This is a genomic window from Streptomyces sp. NPDC097619 (genome assembly GCF_040302735.1).
In the GTDB taxonomy this organism is placed as follows: Bacteria; Actinomycetota; Actinomycetes; order Streptomycetales; family Streptomycetaceae; genus Streptomyces.
The window spans coordinates 1-4,842 of the sequence record NZ_JBEOSD010000285.1; the positions used below are offsets into that span (position 1 = coordinate 1).

General features: G+C 73.6%; 2 protein-coding genes. Both read left to right on the forward strand.

Annotated features, from left to right (window positions below; translation table 11 throughout):
* Positions 1-2,492: type I polyketide synthase (locus ABTZ17_RS36315; protein ID WP_352200093.1), on the forward strand; the 2,492-nt coding region annotated here is incomplete at its 5' end.
* 80 nt (positions 2,493-2,572) lie between these two features.
* The coding region (locus ABTZ17_RS36320) for a type I polyketide synthase (protein ID WP_352200094.1) at positions 2,573-4,842 on the forward strand (2,270 nt) is incomplete at its 3' end.

Genomic DNA, 4,842 nt, shown 5'->3' on the forward strand with positions numbered 1-4,842 from the left:
GCCCCGCCCCGCCCGCGACCCCCGGGCGCTTCCCGCTCGTCGCCGTCCCCGTCGACGTCGACAGCGCGGCCGCCGGCCGAGCCGGGTCCGGGGCCGAAGACGAAGGGGACGGCCGCCCCGACTGGTCCACCCTCGTCGGCGCCGACGAGCCGCAGCTCGCCCTCCGCGCCGGCGGGATCCTGGTGCCCCGCCTCGCCCGCACCGAGACCATCGCCTTCGACGGCGCCTGGCACCTCGGCAGCAAGCGCAAGGGCTCCCTGGAGGACCTCACCATCCTGCCCTCCGGCGGCGAACGGCCCCTCGGCGTCAACGAGGTCCGCGTCGGCATCCGCGCGGCCGGCCTCAACTTCCGTGACGTCCTCATCGCCCTCGGCACCTACCCGGGCGAGGCCCCGATCGGCAGCGAGGCCGCCGGCGTCGTCCTCGAAGTGGGCTCCGCCGTGACCGACCTGACCGTCGGCGACCGGGTCTTCGGCCTCATCCTCGACGCCTTCGGGCCGGTGGCCGTCGCCGACCGCCGGACCGTCGTCCGGATGCCGGACGACTTCACCTTCGTGCAGGCCGCCGCCCTCCCCGTGGTCTACCTGACGGCCTACTACGGGCTGGTGGACCTGGCCGGACTCCGCAGCGGCGAGAAGATCCTCGTGCACGCCGCCGCCGGCGGCGTTGGCATGGCCGCCGTGCAGCTGGCCCGGCACTTCGGCGCCGAAGTCCTCGCCACGGCGAGCGAGCCGAAGCGGGAGGCCGTCCGCGGCCTCGGCGTCCCCGACGCCGCCATCGCCTCCTCCCGCGACCTGTCCTTCCGCGAATCCTTCCTGGAGCTCACCGACGGCGCCGGCGTGGACGTCGTCCTCAACGCCCTCGCCGGGGAGTTCATCGACGCCTCCCTGGACCTGCTGCCCCGCGGCGGCCGCTTCGTCGAGATGGGCAAGGCCGACCTCCGCGACCCCGAGGTCGTCGCCGCCGACCACGCTGGCGTCCGCTACCGCTCCTACGACCTGCTGGAAGCCGGCCCCGAGCGGATCCAGGAGATGCTGACCGAGGTCGTCGCCCTCTTCGAGAAGGGCGTACTGGAACACGCCCCGATCCGCACCTGGGACGTCCGCCGCGGACCCGACGCCTTCCGCTTCCTCCGCGAGGGCCGCAACACCGGCAAGGTGGTCCTCACCGTCCCGGCCCCCCTCGACCCCGAGGGAACCGTCCTCGTCACCGGTGGCACCAGCGGCCTCGGCGCCCTCTTCGCCAAGCACCTCGCCGCCCACCACGGCATCAAGCACCTGCTGCTCGTCAGCCGCCGAGGCCCCGCCGCCGAGGGCGTCACCGAACTCGTCGAGGAACTCGCCGCCCTCGGCGCCGAGGCACGGGCCGCCGCCTGCGACGTCTCCGACCGCGACCGGCTCGCCGAACTCCTCGCCGGACTCGACCGACCCCTCGGCGCGGTCATCCACTCCGCGGGCGTCCTCGACGACGGCGTCATCGAAACCCTCACCCCCGAGCAGGTCGAACGGGTCATGCGCCCCAAGACCGACGCGGCCCTGAACCTGCACGAACTCACCGCGGACCTCGACCTGTCGGCGTTCGTCCTGTTCTCCTCCGTCGCCGCCATGATCGGCAGCCCGGGCCAGGCCAACTACGCCGCCGCCAACGCCTTCCTCGACGCCCTCGCGGCCGACCGGCGCGCCGCCGGCCTGCCCGCCACCTCCCTGGCCTGGGGCCTGTGGGGCGAGGCCACCGGCATGACCGGAGAACTCGGAGAAGCCGAGATCGCCCGCCTGTCCCGGCTCGGCGTCGCCCCCCTCTCCAACGACCTCGGCCTCGAACTCTTCGACCTGGCACGCCGGTTCGACGAGCCTCTCCTGGTACCCGCCCGCCTGGACCAGTCCGCCCTGCGCGCCCAGGCCCAGTCCGGACTGCTCCCCGCCCTGCTGCGCGGCCTCGTCAAGACCCCGGCCCGCCGCACCGAGACCGCCGGCGGCTCCCTCGCCGACCGCCTCGCCGGCATCGCCCCCGAGGACCGGGAGAGCTTCACCCTGGACCTCGTCCGCGCCCAGGTCGCCTCCGTCCTCGGTCACGCCTCCGCCGACGCCGTCGAAGCCGAACGCGCCTTCAAGGAGCTGGGCTTCGACTCCCTGGCCGCGGTGGAACTCCGCAACCGCCTCACCCCGGCCACCGGCCTCCGCCTGCCCACCACCCTGGTCTTCGACCACCCCAACCCGCTCGCCGTCGCCCGCTACCTCGTGGCCGCCGCCAGCCCCACCGGCACGCCCGCCGACACCGGCCGCCGCTCCGAAGAGGACGAGATCCGCGACCTGCTCGCCTCGATCCCCCTCGGACGACTCCGGCAGGCCGGACTCCTCGACGCCCTCGTCGAGTTGGCCGCCACGGACCCCTCCGACACCGCGGGCACCGACGAATCCGCCCTGTCCATCGAAGAGATCGACGACATGGACGTGGCCGCGCTCATCCGGATGACCCAGGAAGACGCGGAATGAGCGAAGACGCCACCACGTCCGATCCCAGAACAGCTCAGAACACGGCCGCCGGCACGCGGCCGAACGGGGGAACCAAGGCGATGTCCGCCAACCAGAACGAGCTCGTCGCAGCGCTCCGCAAATCCCTGAAGGAGACCGAGCGCCTGCGCCAGCAGAACCGCAGGCTCCTCGCACAGGCCACCGAACCCATCGCCATCGTCGGCATGAGCTGCCGCTACGCGGGCGGCGCCACCTCCCCGCAGGAACTGTGGCGCCTCCTCGCCGAAGGCCGCGACGGCATCACCGCCCTCCCCGCCGACCGCGGCTGGGACCTGGAGAACCTGTACGACCCCGACCCCGAGCAGTCCGGCAAGGTCTACGCCGAGGGCGGCGGCTTCGTCGACGGCGTCGGCGACTTCGACGCGGCCTTCTTCGGGATCAGCCCCCGCGAAGCCCTCGCCATCGACCCCATGCAGCGCCTCCTCCTGGAAGCCTCCTGGGAGGCCCTGGAGGACGCGGGCATCGCCCCCGGCTCCCTCCGCGGCACCGACACCGGCGTCTTCGCCGGAGCCGTCCTCTCCGACTACGGCAGCACCGGCGGCCCCGCCCAGCAGCCCGAACTGGAGGGCTTCCGCCTCGCCGGCACCGCCTCCAGCGTCGTCTCCGGCCGCGTCGCCTACAGCTTCGGCTTCGAAGGCCCCGCCGTCACCGTCGACACCGCCTGCTCCTCCTCGCTCGTCGCCATGCACCTGGCCTCGCAGGCCCTGCGCTCCGGCGAATGCTCCCTCGCCCTCGTCGGCGGCGTGACCGTCCTCGCGGGCCCCTTCCTGCTCCAGGAGTTCAGCCGGCAGCGCGGCCTCGCCACCGACGGCCGCTGCAAGCCCTACGCGGCCGCCGCCGACGGCACCGGTTTCTCCGACGGCGTCGGCCTGGTCGTCCTGGAACGCCTCTCGGACGCCCGCCGCAACGGCCACCGCGTGCTGGCCGTCATCCGTGGTTCCGCGATCAACCAGGACGGTGCGAGCAACGGCCTCACCGCCCCGAACGGACCCTCTCAGGAACGGGTCATCCGCCAGGCACTGGCCAACGCCGGACTCGCCCCCGGCGACGTGGACGCGGTCGAGGGCCACGGCACGGGCACCCGTCTGGGTGACCCGATCGAAGCCCAGGCGCTGTTGGCGACGTACGGGCAGGAGCGGGCCGGGAACGGCCCCCTGCGGCTCGGCTCCATCAAGTCCAACATCGGCCACACCTCCGCTGCGGCGGGCGTGGCCGGCGTCATCAAGATGGTGATGGCGATGCGGCACGGAGTGCTGCCGCAGACCCTCAACGTCGACGAGCCCTCCCCGGACATCGACTGGACCGCCGGCGAGGTCCGCCTCCTCACCGCCGCCGAGAAGTGGCCCGCCGGAGAGCGGCTGCGCCGCGCCGGCGTCTCCTCCTTCGGCATCAGCGGCACCAACGCCCACCTCATCCTCGAAGAGGCCCCGGCCGCCGAGGAGACCCGGACCCCCGCCGGCGACACGGGAACCGGCGACGGCACCGAGACCGGCGACACGGTCACCGGAGCGGGCGTCGACGGAAGCACCGCCCCCGGCCGCGACCTGCCGCCGGTCCTCCCGGTGGTGCTGTCCGGCAAGAGCGCGGCGGCGGTGGCCGCCCAGGCGGAGCGCCTGCGCGCCCACTTGCTCGCCCGACCGGAACTGCCCCTGGCGGACGTGTCCTTCTCCGCCGTCTCCTCGCGGACCCAGTTCGACCGTCGCGCGGCCGTCGTCGCCGCCGACCGCGACGAGCTGATCGCCGCCCTGGCCGGCCTCACGGACGAGCGCTGGGAGTCCGGCGGCGGTGCCGTGGTGTCGGGGAAGACGGGTTTCCTGTTCACGGGTCAGGGTGCGCAGCGGGCGGGGATGGGTGCGGGTCTTGCCGCTGCTTATCCGGTGTTCGCGGCGGCGTTGGACGAGGTGTGCGAGTTCATCGATCCGCTTCTCGGGCGGTCGCTGAAGGAGTTGCTGTTCGCGGCGGAGGGTTCGGCGGAGGCCGGGCTGTTGGATCGTACGGAGTTCACGCAGGCCGGGTTGTTCGCGGTCGAGGTGGCGCTGTTCCGCCTGGTGGAATCCCTCGGGGTGAAGGCCGATGTGCTGATCGGGCATTCGGTCGGTGAGCTGGCCTGTGCGCACGTGGCGGGGGTTCTCTCCCTGTCGGATGCGGCGCGGTTGGTGGTGGCGCGGGGTCGTCTGATGGGTGCGCTGCCCGAGGGCGGCGGGATGGTGGCCGTCCAGGCCGCCGAGGACGAGGTCGTGTCCTCGCTGGAGGGCTTCGCGGGTCGGCTGTCGGTCGCGGCGGTGAACGGGCCGCGTGCGGTGGTGGTGTC